This window comes from Salmonella sp. SAL00653 (genome assembly GCF_046552515.1).
Classification (GTDB): Bacteria; Pseudomonadota; Gammaproteobacteria; order Enterobacterales; family Enterobacteriaceae; genus Salmonella; species Salmonella enterica.
Map to the genome: position 1 here is coordinate 92,022 of NZ_JBGDTY010000010.1, position 18,035 is coordinate 110,056.

Annotated in this window: 17 protein-coding genes and 2 pseudogenes; 10 read left to right on the plus strand and 9 right to left on the minus strand. The window is 48.7% G+C overall.

Annotation, left to right across the window (positions count from 1 at the left end; all coding sequences use genetic code 11):
• Nucleotides 1-8 precede the first annotated feature (8 nt).
• From ACLJRU_RS13200 to ACLJRU_RS13215, 4 genes are all read left to right on the plus strand, one after another.
• Nucleotides 9-956 carry an electron transfer flavoprotein subunit alpha/FixB family protein gene (locus tag ACLJRU_RS13200; RefSeq protein ID WP_001539571.1) on the plus strand — a complete coding sequence of 316 codons (948 nt, stop codon included), beginning with the start codon at nt 9-11 and terminating at the stop codon, nt 954-956.
• Between the two features lie 32 nt (nt 957-988).
• On the plus strand, nt 989-1,258 hold the full coding sequence (locus ACLJRU_RS13205) for a hypothetical protein (RefSeq protein ID WP_187790647.1): 270 nt from the start codon (nt 989-991) through the stop codon (nt 1,256-1,258).
• Nucleotides 1,255-2,418 carry an acyl-CoA dehydrogenase family protein gene (locus tag ACLJRU_RS13210; protein WP_000835380.1) on the plus strand — a complete coding sequence of 388 codons (1,164 nt, stop codon included), beginning with the start codon at nt 1,255-1,257 and terminating at the stop codon, nt 2,416-2,418. The genes ACLJRU_RS13205 and ACLJRU_RS13210 overlap by 4 nt, the downstream gene beginning before the upstream one ends.
• A gap of 448 nt (nt 2,419-2,866) precedes the next feature.
• Nucleotides 2,867-4,552 carry an electron transfer flavoprotein-ubiquinone oxidoreductase gene (locus tag ACLJRU_RS13215; RefSeq protein ID WP_001000306.1) on the plus strand — a complete coding sequence of 562 codons (1,686 nt, stop codon included), beginning with the start codon at nt 2,867-2,869 and terminating at the stop codon, nt 4,550-4,552.
• A gap of 5 nt (nt 4,553-4,557) precedes the next feature.
• Here the strand turns inward: ACLJRU_RS13215 and ACLJRU_RS13220 are convergent, their stop codons facing one another.
• Nucleotides 4,558-5,448 (minus strand): LysR family transcriptional regulator, encoded by an 891-nt coding sequence (locus ACLJRU_RS13220; protein WP_000545326.1) that lies wholly within the window; start codon nt 5,446-5,448, stop codon nt 4,558-4,560.
• Between the two features lie 261 nt (nt 5,449-5,709).
• Nucleotides 5,710-6,139, minus strand: a pseudogene (locus ACLJRU_RS13225) (GntP family permease).
• Nucleotides 6,140-6,485: 346 nt separating this feature from the next.
• On the opposite strand from ACLJRU_RS13225, the pseudogene ACLJRU_RS13230 reads away from it, so the two are divergent.
• Together ACLJRU_RS13230 and ACLJRU_RS13235 are read left to right on the plus strand one after the other, a co-directional pair.
• Nucleotides 6,486-6,578, plus strand: a pseudogene (locus ACLJRU_RS13230) (IS1 family transposase); the annotation flags it as partial.
• Between the two features lie 60 nt (nt 6,579-6,638).
• Complete coding sequence (locus ACLJRU_RS13235) at nt 6,639-7,166, plus strand: PQQ-dependent sugar dehydrogenase (protein ID WP_408990116.1); 528 nt, start codon at nt 6,639-6,641, stop codon at nt 7,164-7,166.
• Here ACLJRU_RS13235 and ACLJRU_RS13240 read toward each other — a convergent pair.
• Entirely contained in the window at nt 7,163-7,789 is a 627-nt protein-coding gene (locus tag ACLJRU_RS13240; RefSeq protein WP_000631910.1) for a glutathione S-transferase family protein, read from the minus strand. The genes ACLJRU_RS13235 and ACLJRU_RS13240 overlap by 4 nt on opposite strands.
• 243 nt (nt 7,790-8,032) lie before the next feature.
• On the opposite strand from ACLJRU_RS13240, the gene dacC reads away from it, so the two are divergent.
• Nucleotides 8,033-9,235 carry a serine-type D-Ala-D-Ala carboxypeptidase gene (gene dacC, locus ACLJRU_RS13245; protein ID WP_023234762.1) on the plus strand — a complete coding sequence of 401 codons (1,203 nt, stop codon included), beginning with the start codon at nt 8,033-8,035 and terminating at the stop codon, nt 9,233-9,235.
• 44 nt (nt 9,236-9,279) lie between these two features.
• Here dacC and deoR read toward each other — a convergent pair whose 3' ends face one another.
• A complete protein-coding gene (gene deoR, locus ACLJRU_RS13250) occupies nt 9,280-10,038 on the minus strand; it encodes a DNA-binding transcriptional repressor DeoR (protein WP_000450103.1) in 759 nt (252 codons plus the stop codon).
• Between the two features lie 71 nt (nt 10,039-10,109).
• Nucleotides 10,110-10,718, minus strand: a complete 609-nt coding sequence (ybjG, locus tag ACLJRU_RS13255) for an undecaprenyl-diphosphate phosphatase (protein ID WP_001531378.1) — start codon at nt 10,716-10,718, stop codon at nt 10,110-10,112.
• Between the two features lie 312 nt (nt 10,719-11,030).
• On the opposite strand from ybjG, the gene ACLJRU_RS13260 reads away from it, so the two are divergent.
• On the plus strand, nt 11,031-12,263 hold the full coding sequence (locus tag ACLJRU_RS13260; RefSeq protein WP_001539578.1) for an MFS transporter: 1,233 nt from the start codon (nt 11,031-11,033) through the stop codon (nt 12,261-12,263).
• A gap of 53 nt (nt 12,264-12,316) precedes the next feature.
• Here ACLJRU_RS13260 and ACLJRU_RS13265 read toward each other — a convergent pair whose 3' ends face one another.
• Both ACLJRU_RS13265 and ACLJRU_RS13270 read right to left on the minus strand, forming a co-directional pair.
• Nucleotides 12,317-13,132, minus strand: coding sequence for a Cof-type HAD-IIB family hydrolase (locus ACLJRU_RS13265; RefSeq protein ID WP_000023548.1), 816 nt, complete (start codon nt 13,130-13,132; stop codon nt 12,317-12,319).
• On the minus strand, nt 13,129-14,340 hold the full coding sequence (locus tag ACLJRU_RS13270) for an MFS transporter (RefSeq protein ID WP_000217420.1): 1,212 nt from the start codon (nt 14,338-14,340) through the stop codon (nt 13,129-13,131). The genes ACLJRU_RS13265 and ACLJRU_RS13270 overlap by 4 nt, the downstream gene beginning before the upstream one ends.
• Nucleotides 14,341-14,507: 167 nt before the next feature.
• Between ACLJRU_RS13270 and ACLJRU_RS13275 the strand changes: the two genes are divergently transcribed.
• Nucleotides 14,508-15,128 (plus strand): TetR/AcrR family transcriptional regulator, encoded by a 621-nt coding sequence (locus ACLJRU_RS13275; protein ID WP_000661873.1) that lies wholly within the window; start codon nt 14,508-14,510, stop codon nt 15,126-15,128.
• 116 nt (nt 15,129-15,244) lie between these two features.
• Here the strand turns inward: ACLJRU_RS13275 and ACLJRU_RS13280 are convergent, their stop codons facing one another.
• The gene (locus tag ACLJRU_RS13280; protein ID WP_023234764.1) at nt 15,245-16,930 is read right to left on the minus strand and encodes an aspartate:alanine antiporter; all 1,686 of its coding nucleotides are present in this window, start codon (nt 16,928-16,930) and stop codon (nt 15,245-15,247) included.
• Between the two features lie 270 nt (nt 16,931-17,200).
• Between ACLJRU_RS13280 and ACLJRU_RS13285 the strand changes: the two genes are divergently transcribed.
• Nucleotides 17,201-17,578: an inner membrane protein YbjM gene (locus ACLJRU_RS13285; RefSeq protein WP_038393965.1), complete on the plus strand. Its 378-nt coding sequence runs from the start codon at nt 17,201-17,203 to the stop codon at nt 17,576-17,578.
• 31 nt (nt 17,579-17,609) lie between these two features.
• Here ACLJRU_RS13285 and ACLJRU_RS13290 read toward each other — a convergent pair whose 3' ends face one another.
• Nucleotides 17,610-17,873 (minus strand): GrxA family glutaredoxin, encoded by a 264-nt coding sequence (locus ACLJRU_RS13290; protein WP_000495513.1) that lies wholly within the window; start codon nt 17,871-17,873, stop codon nt 17,610-17,612.
• Nucleotides 17,874-18,035: the final 162 nt, after the last annotated feature.

Here is an 18,035-nt window from a genome sequence, read left to right on the forward strand (position 1 = left end):
AGGAAAATATGGCTTCTTTAGTTATTGCTGAACATAACGGCAATACTCTTTTACCTTCAACACTCAGTACTATCACTGCGGCAAAAGCCATTAATAGTGATATAGATATACTTATGTTAGGATATGGTATAGAAAGTATTGCAGTTAAAGCCAGTCATATTCAGGGGATATCCACTGTATTTATTGCTGACAGCCCACTATTCGAACACCTTCTGGCAGAGAATGTGGAAAAACAGATCAGCTATTTTTTGAATAGTGGGAAAAATCATTATCAGTCCATTCTTTTTCCTGCAAGCTCTTTTGGAAAAAACTGTGCGCCACGCTTAGCAGCAAAACTTGATGTATCTCAGATTAGTGATATTACGCGTGTCATTGATCAACATACCTTTGAACGTCCAATCTATGCGGGTAACGCTATTGCCACAGTACACAGTGATGATGAATATAAAGTGATAACTGTTCGTCCTACCTCATTTGCGGCTGCGGTTGCGGAAGATGAGGGAAAAGCCCCCATTGAATTTACAGAGGTTGTTCTTGGTTCAGATCAGGTAAAATTTATTAGCCAACATGTTAATAAAAGTAACCGTCCAGACTTACAATCCGCCAGAGTTGTAGTATCAGGTGGACGAGGAGTAGGAAGTGCACAGGCATTCAAAGAACTTGTTGATAACCTGGCAGATAAATTAGGCGCTGCCGTGGGGGCAAGCCGGGCTGCTGTAGATGCTGGTTATGCACCAAATGATTATCAGATTGGCCAGACCGGAAAAATCGTTGCGCCTCAACTTTATATTGCTCTGGGAATTTCTGGCGCCATACAACATCTTGCCGGGATGAAAGAGTCAGGCGTCATTGTCGCTATTAATAAGGATCCTGACGCTCCTATCTTTTCTATTGCGGATTATGGTTTGGTAGCTGATATTTTCAAAGCTGTACCTGAACTTATCGATAAATTATAAATCATATTTTTTCCTCCTTAAAGGTAACTTTTATGCAATATACTGATATTCAAATTTGGCAGCCTGGCATTCTGCGCAACACCGATTATCTTAACCCCGGTCCCGCTAAGCTGCTGGCCGCCACTCTGGATAAAGACATCAAAATCTTTAAAGAGGGGGGGGGGGGCGTTCTGCCAGAATTATGGCACTGGCTCTATTTTCTTCCTGTCGACCGCCAGTCAGATCTATCTGCTGATGGTCATCCGATAAAAGGTCATTTTCTACCCCCTGTTGGCGCTGGTTTATTGAGGAAAAAATTATGAAAAGTATTGAAAAGGATAAATATCAGGATATTCGTGATGCGATTCGTTCATTATGTAGTGAATTTGATGATAAATATCACCGTAAGATAGATGAAGCAAAAGCCTATCCTGAAGAGTTTGTTAATAAACTAACCAAAGCTGGTTGGCTGGCTGCGCTCATCCCGGAGGAATTTGGAGGGTCAGGGCTTGGTTTAACTGAAGCATCTATTATCATGGAAGAGATCAATAGATCGGGTGGAAACTCTGGAGCCTGCCATGGTCAGATGTATAACATGAATACGTTGTTACGTCATGGATCCGATAAACAGAAAGAATTCTGGCTGCCACGGATAGCTACTGGTGAATGGCGCCTGCAGTCGATGGGCGTCACAGAACCCACAGCAGGTACAGATACCACCAGAATTAAAACTACAGCTGTAAAAAGAGAAGACCGGTATGTGATAAACGGACAAAAAGTCTGGATTTCACGTGTTCAACATTCAGACTGGATGATTCTTCTGGTTCGAACTACTCCGCTTGCAAATGTAAAACGTAAATCCGAAGGGATGTCTATTTTCATGGTTGATATTAAAGAAGCTATGAAAAATGGAATGACAGTACGACCTATTCCCAATATGGTCAATCATGAAACCAACGAGCTCTTTTTTGACAACCTGGAAATTCCCGAAGAAAATCTTATTGGTGAAGAGGGTATGGGTTTTCATTACATACTTGATGGTTTAAATGCAGAGCGTACCTTGATTGCGGCAGAATGTATAGGCGATGGATATTGGTTTATGGATCGTGTTACCCGCTATACCTGCGAGCGTGAGGTTTTTGGTCGTCCCATTGGTCAGAACCAGGGGGTGCAGTTTCCTATTGCAGAAGCATTTATTGCAGTGGAAGCGGCTAATCTGATGCGTTTTAAAGCGTGCGAGCTTTTTGATCAGCATCTTGATTGTGGAGCACAGGCTAATATGGCGAAATACCTTGCTGCGAAAGCCAGCTGGGAAGCAGCCAATGCCTGCCTGCAATTTCATGGTGGATATGGTTTTGCCTGTGAGTATGATATCGAACGAAAGTTTAGAGAAACACGTTTATATCAGGTTGCTCCCATATCTACCAACCTGATCCTGAGCTATATCGCTGAGCATGTGCTGGAGATGCCACGTTCATTCTGATGTCAAATCAATTGGAAAAATATTATGAAACAGTTACCTCTGTCCGGAGTCATTATAGTCTCGATTGAACATGTCATTGCCGCTCCCTTCTGTACCCGACAGTTGGCTGATTATTTCTCGCGGGTAACTATAATAGAATGCCAAGAAAATAGGGACTTTTCCTGCAATTATGATGAACGGCTTAAAAATGATTTGTGTATATTCTTTTTCATCTGAGGGAGAAAGATAAATATAAATGTTATGGAATGCTTCATCATCACCGACATTTTTTTTATAGTTGATAACTGGCTATATAGTCTTATAGGCACCTTTTTCTAAGGTTGAACATTCCTATACCATTTCATCTGTTTTATCACTATGATATTTATTTCATTGGTTACAATATGAATGCAATTTTATTTACATAATATAGCTGTTCCTACGGTGCTGAAAAATTAAGGAGTTAATAATGAACGATACACTTTCTAATACCCAGCAATCACGTGAGACAATAGAATGTGATGTTCTTATTGTGGGAGCAGGACCCGCCGGATTATCTGCAGCTCTTAAACTTAAATTACAGGCAAATGACGCAGGAAAAGAACTGTCCATTATCGTCCTTGATAAAGGAGCTGAGCCTGGTTCTCATATTCTCAGTGGGGCAGTCATGGATCCCCGAGCGCTGAATGAACTAATTCCTGATTGGCAGGAAAGAGGCGCACCCATTAAACAGCCTGTTACTCAGGATAAATTACTGTTACTGACGAATGAAAAATGTATTAATTTGCCGGATGCATTGATTCCTGATAATTTTCGCAACCATGGAAACTTTATCGTAAGCCTCGGTAATCTCATTAAATGGCTCGCCGGTCAGGCAGAAACGTCGGGCGTGGATATTTATGCAGGCTTTTCGGCAACTGAGATACTGTATGATCAGGATACTAACATTATCGGTGTAGTAACTGGTGATATGGGACGTCATCGGGATGGCAGCAAGAAAGAGGGGTTCCAGAGTGGAATAGAAATTCTGGCAAAATATACAATTTTTGCCGAAGGGGCCCGCGGTAGTCTGGCTAAAGAACTGATCAAAAAATTTCATCTTGATACAGGCAAAGCACCCCAGAGTTTTAGCATAGGCATAAAAGAGTTGTGGGAGGTTCCATCAGACCAGTCCCATCCGGGGCTTGTAATTCACACCACAGGTTGGCCTCTGGATAAAGAGTCGTTCGGGGGTGGGTTTCTCTATCATCTTAATGATAATAAAATTGCACTAGGTTTGGTTGTGGGACTTGATTATTCAAATCCCTGGTTAAGCCCTTTTCAGGAAATGCAGCGCCTGAAAACACACCCTTCTATACGCAAATACATTGACCGGGGTAAGCGTATTGGTTATGGCGCAAGAGCAATCAATAACGGCGGGATTGCGTCTATGCCTGATCCCTGTTTACCTGGTGGTCTGCTGATTGGTTGTAATGCCGGTACGCTCAATGCAAGTAGAATCAAGGGCATACATACAGCTATCAAAAGTGGCATGATAGCGGCTGACGCTATATTTAATGCTTTGCTGGACAACAGGAAAAACGACATACTGACAGAATATCAAACATTACTGCGACAGAGCTGGCTTTGGCAGGAACTGGAAAATGGTAGTAATTTCAAACCCTGGTTTAAAAAAGGGCGTGTGATAGGTTTTATCATGACTGGCATTGAGCATTGGCTGCTTCCCCGAATGGGTATAAAAAAAATCCCCTGGCGTGTAAAAAATAACCGACCGGACAATATCACTCTGCAACCGGCCAACAAAAGCCAGAAAAAACTGTACGACAAACCTGACGGTAAACTGACGTTTGATATTTTGTCATCCGTCTATCTCAGTAACACCTGGCATGATGACGACCAGCCAGTACATTTGAAAATCAGTGATCAGAATATCCCTATATCCATTAATCTGGATATTTATGGTGGCCCCGAAGAACGATATTGCCCTGCCGGAGTATATGAATTTTTACAGGATAGTGAAACACAAAATATGCGTCTGCAAATAAATTCACAGAACTGTATTCACTGTAAAGTTTGTGACATTAAAGATCCTAAACAAAATATAACCTGGACTACGCCTGAAGGTGGCAACGGACCAAATTATACAGGGATGTAACGCTATCACTCATTCTGAGCTGTGAGCATAGTAACCAGTTTTTGTGTGAAGCCGGGTAATTTGTCAAAGCTTCTGGCGCAGATTTGTAATTTTCTTAATGACCAAAATTCATCAAGATCAATAATCGAAAATTCATGCAACTGACGCAAACGGGATGCAGCAGAGTGAGGCATTATACCAATGCCCACTTTTGCTTCAACCATACGGCAAAATGTTTCAAAGTTGCCGACCTGTATTCTAATTTTCAGTTTAGATGGTACTAGTTCTGCCTTTTTTCGGATAAATTCAAACATTCCTGTCCCTTCAGGCAGGCTGATTTGTTCATATTGAATTAATTCATGAAAGGTCACGCTTTTTCTGTCAGCAAAGGGATGGTCTGTCGCGGTGATAAGCACTAGCCTATCAGTACGGAACGGCAGTATTTCAAGATTATCTGTTGTAATATTACCAGCAACAATTCCGAGATCAGTTTTCCCCTCAATAACAGAACGTACAATTTCCGGACTTGGATACTCCCTGAGATCAATATTCACATCGTTATATAGTGTAAGGAAATGGCTCAACAATGGGGGGAGATACTCTGCAATAGCAGTTATACTGGAAAATATTCTGACATGTCCTTTGATGCCTTTAACATGCTCCTGCATATCGCTACGTAACATTTCCATCTGATTCACAATAAGGCTGGCGTGGTGTTTAAATGTTTCACCAGCAGAGGATAACGTTATCCCCTTGCTACTACGATACAGCAATCTCAGATTGATACTCTGTTCAAGATTACGTATACGCACGCTACCAGATGCGGCAGACATGTAAGTTTTTTCCGCTCCACGTGTTATGCTCCCTTCTTCACTGATAGCAAGGAATAATTTTAAATCTTTTATATCAAAGTGCATCGTTGTGGCTCATAATTAACGTATAATACAGTGTGCTGCTTTTTTATAGGCTCAGTCAGACTGAGTATTTCGGCCTATCCGAATTCCTGTCACGTCGAGATAACTACAAAATGTAGGCTGACGGTGTCACCGCCCTACCATGATCCGGGGATCTGGTAGGACGCTGGTGACCGCTGACAGGGGGTCAGGTCATACATATTGTCGGAACCGTTGTAACGTAGATGCTAATACCTGCTCCCCGTGGTCATCAGGTTAACCCGTTTACAGCGGTTTTTTCAGCCCCGGCAGATTTATCATAAACTGATCACCGTAAATATGTGGAATCAGCCAAGCAAAGAACAGATTGGCAAACGCTACCACAAACAATGATACGCCTCCATAGGTCAATAAAGCGCATACAAGAATAATCATCGGCATGGCTTTGTTCTGGCCCACCATACATGCAGGTCACAGCACTGACAATTGAGTAGTAAAAACCAGCAAATTCAATCAGCTTGCCAAATACTGCACCCAGCAGAAAGACAGGAAAATAAAGTTTTACAAAACCGATCAACTTATCCATAAATATATCACTGAAAACCGGGGCGACCGTCACTGGACGGGTGAACAGAACTGCGCCAAGTGCTACCAGCGGAGCAAAAAGGATCACACTGTAACCACGATAAGCGACCAGCATCAGTAATGAATACATTCATTGTCTTATCTCGCTTGCATGACTACCCATTTTATCCATGTTATGCAACAGCTTGTGTCATATTTTTCTGATCTCCATTTTAGATCAGACAGGCTATTACTCAGGGATTCCGGCGCGAAGAATGGAACATACTCTAAAAAGTACTCGGCGGATTCAAGTCGGTATCACTCCGTTAATAATCTTTATTCTCGACCCGCTGCATGTTGATTTTACGGTTAAACGCCGTTCTCTTATTCATCGCAGGAGTAAACCATCATGACATGCAGTGAAATCCCCAGAAAACGATCATGTATTCAATCGTTGATTATCGTTTCGAATACCGACTTTTATCGCAGGATTTATGATGGCTAAAGTCGATGTGAAATGCCCGTTTTGCGCGCAAACGGCATCCGTTAAAAAGTATGGTCCGGGGAGTGCAGGGCACCAGCATTACCGCTGTCAGGCATGTTGCCGCAGCTTTCAGGTCGACTATGAATACCGCGCCTGTCAGCCCGGCATGAAAGGGCAGGTTGTTGATCTTGCCATGTACAATGCCGGTATTCGTAATCCGCAGGGGCTGGCCATCAATCCCTGGAGCGGCGCGCTATGGCTGCATGAACACGGTCCGCGCGGCGGCGATGAAATTAACATCCCGGAAAAAGGCAAAAATTATGGCTGGCCGCTGGCCACATGGGGCGTCAACTATAGTGGTCTGAAAGTGCCGGAAGCCAAAGGTGAAATTGTCGAGGGAACGGAGCAACCGGTTTACTACTGGAAGGATTCTCCGGCGATCAGCGGGATGGCTTTTTATGCCAGCGACGTTTTTGCGCCGTGGCGGCACAAACTGTTTATCAGCGCGCTAAAAGATAAAGAGGTCATTGTGATGCGCGTCGATGGCAATACGGTGACGGAAGAAGGCCGTATTCTGGGTGACAGAAAGCAGCGTATTCGGGATGTGCGTGTCGGACCTGACGGCTACTTATATGTGTTAACCGATGAGTCCGACGGGCAGTTACTCAAGGTAAGTCCTGCAGCCACGCGTTAGGTCACCGGGATCATCACCACTTTGCGAAAAGCAGGGCGCTCGGTAAGCTGTTGATACCAGCGTTCCAGATTCGGGCGCGGCGTCCATTTCAGACCCACGTTCAGCAGGTTATAGACGAAAGGCGCAATAGCGATATCGCCGGTGCCAAAGTTATCTCCGGAGAACCACGGCTGGCGGGCCAGAGCATCATCAAGAAGCGCAAACAGGCTATCACACTTTTCGATACCAGCTTCAATTGCCGCCTGGTCGCGTTTTTCCGGCGGGGTTCTGACCAGTCCCATCAGGATCACGCGGTGCGCCGGGCTTAACGTTTGATTCGCCCAGTCCATCCATTTTTCGCCCTCCGCACGCCGCGCCGGATTATCAACCCATAGCCGGTTCTGGCCGTATTGCGCCGCCAGATAGCGGACAATGGCATTGGATTCCCACAATAACAGGTCGGTTTCATCATCTTTAAGCAGCGGCACCAGTCCATTAGGATTCATCGCCAGATAGTCGGCATCCTGGTTAACGCCGAATTTTCCGCCTGCCAGAATTTGATCGTATGGCAGTTCCAGCTCTTCAAGCGTCCACAACACTTTTTTAACATTAGTCGAGTTGTTCCGGCCCCACAGCGTAATCATATTAACCCCTTCCGTTTTATCAGGATAATGACAGTAATCGGCCTACCGTGAGATAAACCTAACATTTACACAATGGTCTGTAAAAAAATCGTTATGAAGGAAGCGTAACGGGATGTTATTGCATAAACTTTAAAAACTTTACCAAGTTACGGTTTCTTTAACGTCGTGAGTGCGTTATTACTCACCGCACTTATTACACGGTGGTGTGACGTGTGTTTTTGGAATGGATACTCGGGTGGTACTATGACGCAATACGCTTCTTCCCTTCGTAGCCTCGCGGCAGGTTCGGTTCTCTTATTCCTTTTCGCTTCGCCTGTAAAGGCAGAGGAACAAACGATCGCGCCGCCGGGCGTTGATGCGCGAGCCTGGATCTTAATGGATTACGCCAGCGGTAAAGTACTGGCGGAAGGCAACGCCGATGAGAAACTCGACCCTGCCAGTTTGACAAAAATTATGACCAGCTACGTGGTGGGCCAGGCGCTGAAGGCAGGGAAAATCAAGCTGACCGATATGGTGACGGTGGGCAAAGATGCCTGGGCGACGGGGAACCCGGCGCTACGTGGGTCGTCGGTGATGTTTCTGAAGCCAGGCGATCAGGTGTCGGTTGCGGATCTTAATAAAGGCATCATCATTCAGTCAGGTAACGATGCCTGTATCGCGCTTGCCGACTACGTCGCCGGAAGCCAGGAGTCCTTTATCGGCCTGATGAACGCCTATGCGAAACGACTGGGGTTAACCAATACAACCTTCCAGACGGTACACGGTCTTGATGCGCCAGGGCAGTTCAGTACCGCTCGCGATATGGCGTTGCTCGGCAAGGCCTTGATTCACGATGTGCCTGACGAATACGCCATTCATAAAGAAAAAGAATTTACTTTTAATAATATTCGTCAACCGAACCGCAACCGCCTGTTGTGGAGCACCAATCTGCATGTCGACGGCATGAAAACGGGGACAACGGCAGGGGCTGGATATAACCTTGTCGCCTCCGCCACCCAGGGCGATATGCGCCTGATCTCTGTCGTGCTGGGGGCGAAAACGGACCGTATTCGTTTTAATGAGTCAGAAAAACTGCTGACCTGGGGTTTCCGCTTCTTTGAAACGGTCACGCCGATTAAACCTGACGCGACATTCGTGACGCAACGAGTCTGGTTTGGCGATAAGTGTGAGGTCAATTTGGGGGCGGGCGATGCGGGGTCTGTGACGATTCCGCGTGGGCAGCTTAAAAACCTGAAGGCCAGCTTTACGTTGAACGAACCACAGCTCACGGCGCCGTTGAAGAAAGGGCAGGTTGTCGGCACCATCGATTTCCAGCTTAACGGAAAATCCATTGAGCAACGCCCGTTAATGGTGATGGAAAACGTCGAGGAGGGGGGATTTTTCAGCCGGATGTGGGATTTTGTGCTGATGAAACTCCATCAGTGGTTTGGCAGTTGGTTCTCGTAAAATAACTCCGTAGCCGGGTGCGCGTCGCATCCGGCTACGGGCGGTTAATACATCAGAGTAATTTGTTGCGCTTTAGCGTAGGCCACAAAGGCCTCATCGGGACGGCGGTCGCTGATAATCGTATCAAAGCGTGATAATTCCCCCATCCGCGCCGGACGTACCTTGCCGAATTTACTGTGATCCACCACCAGTACATGGCACTGTGCCATTGTCATTGCCCAATGTTTTACCGGCAGCTCTTCCAGATTAAAGCAGGTAGCGCCTTTACTGGTATGAACGCCAGCGGCGGAATAAAACGCGATATCCGGACAAATATTGTTTAACGTTTCATGGAAATCAAGCGGTTTGAAAATGGCGTTGCTGGCGTGAAACTCCCCGCCGCTGAGGATGGCGCGGCAATGGGGTTTGTCCTGCAGCGCCAGAAAGGTATTAAGTGAATAGCACACCGCCGTAAAGGGAAGGTCATTATCAATGGCTTCAATGATCCACGGCGTGGTGGTGCCACAGTCAATAAATACCGTCTGATGGGCTTGTACCAGGCCCGCAGCCAACTGAGCGGCTCGGCGTTTTTCTTCCACCAGACGAGATTTTTGATCGCTTAACAGATAATGGCTGGCGCTGCGGGGCTCCAGTACGATATAGCCGCCCAGCAACACGACAGGCGCGCTTTTATGGTTCAGGTCGCGACGAATGGTCATTTCAGAGACGCCCAACAGGGTCGCGGCTTCTTTAAGATGAAGTTTATCGCTGCGTTTTAAGGCCTGCAGCAATTGACCAATACGCTCGTCGCGTCGCGTTTCCATAGTTCCCCTGGAGAGTTAAATAAGCGCTCCGCACCATACAGAGCGCTTAATATTACTCTTTTTTTCGCTGTTTAGTCACGTACCCAGCCTTTTCGAATGGGCAATGCGAAACAGAAACGGTAACAACGTTGCAGCGCCTGGTAGAGCGGCGCGCCGTACCATTGCCAGATCAGCTGTGCGCTCAGGCAGCCAAGCATCGCTACCAGCAGCGCGCCAATCATATCTAACGGCCAGTGTACGCCGAGATAGACGCGCGACCAGGCGATGGTAATGGCTATCGCCATCATCACGATGCCTGACCAGAGGCGGTGCCAGAACAAAAACGCCAGCGCAAAGGTAAAAATCACCGTACCGTGATCGCTGGGGAACGAGTCATCGGCGGCATGATGCAGGAAGTTATAGCCGATATGATCGACAAACGGACGGTCGTGCGGGAAAAGGTGTCCCATTGTCCAGGAGACCGCCAGACTGATAATCAGCGCGATGCCGATTTTAACGATCAGCTGGCGCTGAGCGCAGACCCGATCGCGGGGGCCCCACAGCCAGAGTACCACGGCTAAGAGCGGGACAATGTTGATGACATCTTTGGCGATAAAGATAGCGAGCGAAATTGTCCACTGCGCGGAATCAGGCGTGGCGTTAATAAAATAAAACAGCGAGTTGTTAAGGTTTTCCAGCATAACATCCAGGCTCGGAGCAATGAAATCAAAAGGGATAGCCAGCTCATCCCCGTGCAAACTGAGCATAAATGCAGCGTAACAGGGAGTAAAAGCAGTATTGTCTTATTTGGCGGCAACATGAAGAGATTTAAGACAATGGCATAAAATAACGTTGATGATAACGGCGCAAACTTAAATTAACCTTAAAGTACGTAAGCGCTAAGCGGCTTTCTGTAAAAATGTGCGCTATTTCCCTTGCAGCCTCATAATTCGCTATCTCAGTTCCCCGACTTTCATTACACTCTGCGCGGTTTTTATTGGCGAAGAGATGGTATGCAGAATCGTTTACAATCAGGCGGCAGGCTAGGACGTCAGGCGCTACTTTTTCCTCTCTGTCTGGTGCTGTACGAATTTTCTACTTATATTGGCAACGACATGATCCAGCCGGGTATGCTGGCGGTGGTTGAGCAGTATCAGGCGGGCCTGGACTGGGTTCCGACGTCCATGACCGCTTATCTGGCAGGCGGTATGTTCTTACAATGGCTGCTTGGCCCGTTGTCTGACCGGATTGGCCGTCGTCCCGTGATGCTGGCGGGCGTCGTGTGGTTTATTGTCACCTGCCTGGCGACGTTACTGGCGAAAAACATCGAACAATTTACATTCCTGCGTTTTTTGCAAGGGATTAGCCTGTGTTTTATCGGCGCTGTAGGGTATGCCGCGATTCAGGAATCCTTTGAGGAGGCGGTGTGTATAAAAATTACCGCGCTGATGGCGAACGTGGCGTTAATCTCGCCGCTACTGGGACCACTGGTTGGGGCGGCATGGGTGCATGTTCTGCCGTGGGAGGGGATGTTTATTTTATTTGCCGCACTGGCCGCTATCGCCTTTTTCGGGCTACAGCGCGCAATGCCGGAGACCGCCACGCGGCGGGGCGAAACGCTGTCATTTAAGGCGCTTGGCCGGGATTATCGGCTGGTGATAAAAAATCGGCGGTTCGTCGCAGGGGCGTTAGCGCTGGGATTTGTCAGCCTGCCGCTGTTGGCCTGGATTGCGCAGTCGCCGATTATCATCATTAGCGGCGAACAGCTCAGCAGCTATGAATATGGTTTGCTGCAGGTGCCCGTTTTTGGCGCGCTCATTGCCGGTAATCTGGTGTTGGCGCGTTTAACCTCCCGACGTACGGTTCGCTCGCTGATCGTGATGGGCGGCTGGCCTATCGTCGCGGGGCTGATCATCACCGCGGCGGCGACGGTGGTTTCATCCCATGCTTATTTATGGATGACGGCGGGATTAAGCGTATACGCTTTTGGCATTGGGCTGGCGAATGCCGGACTGGTGCGTCTGACGCTCTTTTCCAGCGATATGAGTAAAGGAACGGTCTCGGCGGCGATGGGAATGCTACAAATGCTGATTTTTACCGTTGGCATTGAAGTCAGTAAACACGCCTGGTTAAGTGGCGGCAATGGGCTATTTAGCCTGTTTAATCTGGCAAACGGTATTCTTTGGCTACTGCTGATGCTGGTCTTCTTAAAAGATAAGCGGACGGGGAATTTGCAAACAGTCTGAGAGAGCGGCTACGCCTGATAAGCTTTCTGTTATCAGGCGTAGAGAGGCATCCGCTAGACGTTGAACGGCGGCTCGTTGTTTAATACGCTGTCGATGATATCCAGCACGCCTTCCTGATTGTTCGATCCGGCGCGGTATTTCGCCGCCGCCGCGACCGCTTCGCTGGCGTGCGACATGGCAAAACTAAACCCGGCCTGACGCAGCATCTCAATATCGTTGCCGCCGTCGCCGAATACCACCACTTCACTATCATGAATGCCCCAGCGCTGCTGTAACAGACGCAGGCCGTTGGCTTTATGCACGCCGGGAATTATTAAATCAATACTGCCATAGCCGGTATGAACGGGGACCATGATATCGCCAATGGCGTCGTGCAGCGCCGCCTGTACTTCCGGTATCCGTTCATCGGTAATATTAAGGCCGAATTTGAAAAAAACATCGCTGATGTTGTTGAAATTATCCACAAACTCCAGACGATGATAATACATTGCCGCAACGGCTTTTAACGCATCGTCGTAGCGTTTCAGCGTGTAGGCGCTGTTTTTTCCACAGGCGATGATCTCCACATCGGCGCGTGTGAGCAGGTGTTCGACAACCGCCTGGAAGTCTGCTTTTGTCAGCTCGCCGTTAAAAATATCCTCGCCTTCGCTGACCACCCAGCCGCCGTTTTCCGCGACAAAAGCGATTTCGTGCGCAATTTCCGGAAAGAAGGAGATTAACTGGTAATACTGGTTGCCGCTGGCCACGACAAAGCGAATGCCTTGCCGCTTCATTTGTTGGTACTGCGCCATAAACCGGTCACGGTTATAGGTTTTTTGATCGCTCAGAAACGTGCCGTCCATGTCGACGGCGATTAATTTGATACTCATGCGTTATGCTCCATCACCGGTTGCGGAGTCGATACAGGTTTGGCGACGGCCTTCGCCACCAGCGCCGCCAGAATAACCAGCGCCAGCACAACCATCATGGCGCTGCGTAATCCATAATGCTCTCCCAGATAGCCCAACAGCGGCGGCCCGACCAAAAACGCCAGATAGCCGGTCGTGGCGACAACGCTCACGCGCGTCGGCGCGTCGGGACCGGTATCGCTGGCGGCGGAAATGGTCAGCGGGAAGCCGAGCGAAGCGCCTAAGCCCCAAAGAATGACCGAGACGCCGGCGACCCAGTCGCTATCGACAAAAATAATCAGGCCAATGCCCAGCGCTCCCATCAACGCGCTGGCGCGAACAACCGTCACCCGGCTATAGCGGTCAATAAACCAGCCGCCGGTAAAGCGGCCAACGGTCATACCAAGCGTGAAACCGGCGTAGATCAGAGAGCCGGAGGTTGGGCTAAAACCGTGTCCGTCTACCATCAGTAGCGGTAGCCAGTCATTCGCAGATCCTTCGGCGAATGCCATTGCCAGCACCACCACGCCAATAAGCAAAAGCTGGATGTCCCGATAAAAAGGTAATCCTTTTTCCTGAAGGTGAGAATCTTCCGATGCGTTTTTACCCGTACCGTCAGGGATCGCCCGAATGGCGATGAAAATGGGCGCGATCGCCACGGCAGCCGCGAGGATGATATGGATGTTAGCCGGGACGCTTAATGCGGTTAACGCCATGCCGACACCAGCGCCCGCCAGCGTGCCGAAACTGTAAAAACCATGCATCATCGGCAGAACGGTTTTATTCAGCTCGCGTTCGACCGCCGCGCCTTCGACATTAATCGCCACTTCGGCGGCGCCAAAACTGGCGCCGAAAACGGCTAATCCAAGGGCAAAAATCAGCGGCGAGGCGCACCACAGCGCGACGCTAAGAATAACCATCCCGCCTACTGCGCAGGTCATCGTCGTGCGAATAACCTTCCGGGTGCCAAATCGTTTCACCAGCCAGGCGGAACAAAGAATACCGCTCATTGAACCGATAGAAAGCCCGAATAAGACCGCCCCCATTTCCGCGGTAGAGACGGAAAGAATATCCCGAATAGCAGGCGTTCGGGTTGCCCAGGAGGCCATCAGCAGTCCGGGTAAAAAGAAGAACATAAACAGCGCCCAGGTACGGCGTTTTAAGGCGTTACGTGAGGAGAGGACGGTCATAGCGTCAGGCCAGAAAATAGAAGCGAGAGGTAAACATTAGCAAGCTTGTGTACATTTGTACATATCGTCGTCATACTTCGTTGTGCAGACAGTTTTTGCTGTCTGTTTTTTCAGCGTAAGCGGCAGGCTACTATCGCCTGCATCCTGAATGAGATGTGGAACTCATCATGAAAGAAAATGCCGTAAGACGCGCCAATGATCCTAAGCGACGGGAAAAAATAATTCAGGCCACACTGGAAGCGGTAAAGACCTATGGCGTTCATGCCGTGACGCACCGGAAAATCGCCGCTATCGCTCAGGTACCGCTTGGCTCGATGACCTACTATTTTGCCGGTATGGATGCGTTATTGAGTGAAGCCTTTACACTTTTCACCGAGAACATGTCGCGTCAATACCAGGACTTTTTTGCGCAGGTGACGGATGCGGAGGGGGCGTGCCAGGCGATAACGGAAATGATTTACGGCTCGCAGGTTACGACGCCGGATAATATGGCGTTAATGTATCAGTTATATGCCTATGCCAGCGATAAGCCAGCGTTAAAAATAGTCATGCAAAACTGGATGCAGCGTAGCCAGAATACGCTGGCGCAGTGGTTTGACGCACAGACCGCCCGCGCGCTGGATGCGTTTATCGAGGGGATGACGCTGCATTTTGTAACGGATCGAACGCCGCTGGCGCGTGAAGCGATTTTACAGATGGTAAAGCGAATCGCCGGAGAGTCAATGTCGTGTCACTCTGCGTCAGGCAACAAAAAACCCACCAACCTTGAACCGAAATGGCGGGGTTGATGGGCTCCACAAAATGGGGACATCAAAGAAAAGCAGTGGCAATAGGTATGACTGATGCTTTAACGAAAAGTTCGACCTATTGGCAAAATTTTTTCACTTAAAGGCAAACTTCAGTTTTATCCTAACTCCGGCCAGATGATGACAATAAGCGTCCCCGCCAGCGTTAGCAGAACGTTGGCGATGGCGTAAGTCCCCGCATAACCCAGCGCTGGAATATTACTGCGCGCCGTATCGCTAATGATTTCCATCGCCGGGGCGCAGGTACGCGCGCCCATCATGGCACCGAACAGCAGCGCCCGGTTCATGCGCAGCACATAAGCGCCAAACAAGAAGCAGATCACCACCGGTACCAGGCTGACGACAAGCCCGGCGATCAGCATTTGTCCGCCGACCGCGCCCAGACCGTTGTTGATACCGCTGCCGGCGCTTAAACCAACGCCTGCCATAAATACCATCAAGCCGAATTCTTTCACCATGTTAAGCGCGCCCTGCGGAATATAACCAAAGGTAGGATGGTTAGCGCGCAGGAAACCGAGCATGATCCCGGCGAACAGCAATCCGGCCGCGTTGCCGATGCCGAAACTAAAATTGCTGAACTGGAAGGTAATCATCCCGATCATTAACCCGATGATAAAAAAAGCGCAGAAGGCGAGCAGGTCCGTCACCTGACTATGGATCGAAATAAAACCAATGCGATCGGCGATGGTTTTTACGCGTCTGGCGTCGCCGCTCACCTGTAACACGTCGCCTTTATTCAGCACGACGTTATCGTCGATAGGCATTTCGATCTGGCTGCGGATGACGCGATTAAGGAAGCAGCCATGATCGGTCAGCTTGAGCTGAGCGAGGCGGCGACCGACCGCATTGTGGTTTTTCACCACAATTTCTTCCGTCACGATGCGCATATCAAGCAGATCGCGATCAAACACTTCCTTACCATTACGGAAGCTGGGATCGAGCCTGGCGTGCGCGTCCGGATAGCCGACCAGCGCAATCTCATCGCCCATTTGCAGCACCGCATCGCCATCCGGGTTCGCCAGAATACCGTTACGGCGAATACGTTCGATATAGCAGCCTGTCTGGCGGTAAATACCCAGCTCGCGCAGGTTTTTGCCGTCAGTCCAGGCCACCAATTCCGGGCCAACCCGATAGGCGCGGATAACCGGCAAATAAACCTTGCGATTAGCATCGGTATCCAGACCGCGCTCGCGAGCAATTTGCTGGGCGCTGGTTTGCAAATCCTGATGCTGTAGTTTAGGCAAGTAGCGCGCGCCCACGATCAGACTGACCAAGCCAATCAGATAGGTCAGGGCATAGCCCAGGCTCAGATTATCAAGAGCGGAGGAGAGTTGGGTGCTGGCGATGCCGGAATGTCGCAGGGTATCGCCTGCGCCAACCAGCACGGGCGTGGAGGTCATTGAGCCGGCCAGCATACCGGCCGTCAGGCCGATATCCCAGCCGAATAGCTTACCAAGGCCTAAGGCGATTAGCAGAGCGCTACCGACCATGACCAGGGCAAGCATCAGATAATTTTTACCGTCGCGAAAAAAAATCGAAAAAAAGTTGGGGCCAGCCTCGACGCCGACACAAAAAATAAACAGCATAAATCCCAGATTTAGCGCGTCGGTGTTAATACTAAAGTGTTGCTGCCCTAATAATAGAGAGACCACTAAAACGCCAATGGAATTACCAAGTTGGACTGAACCCAGACGTAACTTGCCAAGACACAGGCCAAGAGCCAGGACCACAAATAATAACAGGATGTAATTCCCATTTAACAAATCTGAGATGTTTATATTCACGGAGACTAACTTCTTGTTTACGAGTAAGCTGTTGAAAGAAATGGTAATTTACGCTACTGTTTTTATCATGAATTAAGGGTGCAATCGTATTGCATACAGCATCCAAATAAAAACAACACAACAATATATCCTGCTAGTTTAATCTTATTGCGTACTAACGGCTATAAGAATCGTGCAGGTGTGTTTTTGGCATGGAATGCCACATGACTTTATCTGACTGGATGCCTCACGGCGGAAAGCGTGTTCGATAGAGAGTGTCAGGAGGAACGATTGAAACATAAACACGGGTGGGCAAGCGTTGTCTGCTGCTTTGTACTCTTTATTGTGGTGTGTCTTTCATTAACTATGCATGTACAAGGCGCTTTTCGCGCGGCAGGGCATCCTGAGATTGGACTGTTATTTTTTACGTTGCCTGGTGCGGTGGCCAGTTTTTGTTCTCACCGACGCGAGGTGATCCGACCGCTGATCGGGGCGATGCTGGCGGCGCCGTTTTGCCTGGTGTTAATGCGCGTGGTATTTATGCCTACCCGATCGTTTTGGCAAGAAGTGGCGTGGTTATTTAGCGCCGTATTCTGGTGTGCGTTAGGCGCGCTCTGCTATTTGTTTATTAGCAGCCTGTTTAGCCACCGGCGAAAAAAACGCCGATAGCGCCCTCCGGTAGAGGGCGTTGCCAGAGCAATCAGGCGAAAAGATTCAGATTTTCTTTTGCCCATGCTTCAAAATCCGTACAGCCGCCGATATGTTTTTGATCGACAAAAATCTGCGGTACGGTTTCTACAGGTTTACCTACGGTTTTTTCCAAATCCGCTTTAGTAATGCCTTCAGCATGGATATCAATATAGCGGTAGTTAAAATCGTCGCGTTCTTTGCTCAGTTTTTCCGCCAACTCTTTTGCACGCACGCAATAAGGGCACCCTGGGCGGCCAAAAATAACAGTAAACATATCTCTCCTCGAACATAAAGCCAGACGGCGAACAGGTGTTATCATGCCGCGATTTACGGCAGATGAAAAGCAGGTTACGCCTGTTCCTTTGATAACCCAGGGCTATATCTGTTAAGCACGCCGGACCAGAACGTTCTACACTGTGCGTCAGTTAACCGGGAG